The sequence below is a fragment of the Fluoribacter gormanii genome, assembly GCF_900156395.1.
In the GTDB taxonomy this organism is placed as follows: domain Bacteria; phylum Pseudomonadota; class Gammaproteobacteria; order Legionellales; family Legionellaceae; genus Legionella; species Legionella gormanii.
Genome location: NZ_FTNL01000053.1, coordinates 1 through 1314 on the forward strand (window position 1 = coordinate 1; position 1314 = coordinate 1314).

Sequence of the window (1314 nt, forward strand, 5' to 3'; positions counted from 1 at the left end):
AGAGGCGAACTCGGGGAACTGAAACATCTAAGTACCCGAAGGAAAAGAAATCAAAAGAGATTCTCCAAGTAGCGGCGAGCGAACGGGGAAGAGCCTGGTGTGATTTATAGTGCAATGAAGTAGAACAACTTGGGAAGGTTGGCCATAGAGGGTGAAAGCCCCGTATATATAGGTTGCATTAAGAACTAAGCACGCGAAGAAGTAGGCCGGGACACGTGTAATCCTGGTTGAATATGGGTGGACCATCATCCAAGGCTAAATACTACTTACTGACCGATAGTGAACCAGTACCGTGAGGGAAAGGCGAAAAGAACCCCGGAGAGGGGAGTGAAATAGAACCTGAAACCGTTTGCGTACAAGCAGTGGGAGCACCTTCGTGGTGTGACTGCGTACCTTTTGTATAATGGGTCAGCGAGTTACTTTCAGTGGCGAGGTTAACTGAATAAGGAAGCCGTAGAGAAATCGAGTCTGAATAGGGCGCGAGTCGCTGTGAGTAGACCCGAAACCGGGCGATCTAGTCATGTGCAGGATGAAGGTTGGGTAACACCAACTGGAGGTCCGAACCGGGTAATGTTGAAAAATTATCGGATGACGTGTGACTAGGAGTGAAAGGCTAATCAAGCCCGGAGATAGCTGGTTCTCCCCGAAAGCTATTTAGGTAGCGCCTCGTGAATGATTACTGGGGGTAGAGCACTGTTTCGGCTAGGGGGCTGTCATGGCTTACCAAACCGATGCAAACTCCGAATACCGGCTAATTGAATCACGGGAGACACACGGCGGGTGCTAACGTCCGTCGTGAAGAGGGAAACAACCCAGACCGCCAGCTAAGGTCCCAAAGTACTAGTTAAGTGGGAAACGATGTGGGAAGGCATAGACAGCCAGGAGGTTGGCTTAGAAGCAGCCACCCTTTAAAGAAAGCGTAATAGCTCACTGGTCGAGTCGGCCTGCGCGGAAGATGTAACGGGGCTAAAACTAGTCACCGAAGCTGCGGATGTGTACTAAGTACACGTGGTAGGGGAGCGTTCTGTAGGCTGATGAAGGTGGATTGAGAAGTCTGCTGGAGGTATCAGAAGTGCGAATGCTGACATGAGTAACGATAATGAGGGTGAAAAGCCCTCACGCCGGAAGTCCCAGGTTTCCTGCACGACGTTAATCGGAGCAGGGTGAGTCGGCCCCTAAGGCGAGGCTGAAGAGCGTAGTCGATGGGAACCAGGTTAATATTCCTGGACTTTTTATAAGTGGTGAAGTGGGGACGAAGAAGGCTAGGTGAGCCAGGCGTTGGTTGTCCTGGTATGTGCATGTAGGGGGGTAGAC

At 51.0% G+C, this 1314-nt stretch carries 1 rRNA gene; it reads left to right on the forward strand.

The annotated features are described in order from the left end of the window. Positions 1 to 1314, forward strand: a 23S ribosomal RNA gene (locus BW930_RS16750); the annotation flags it as partial.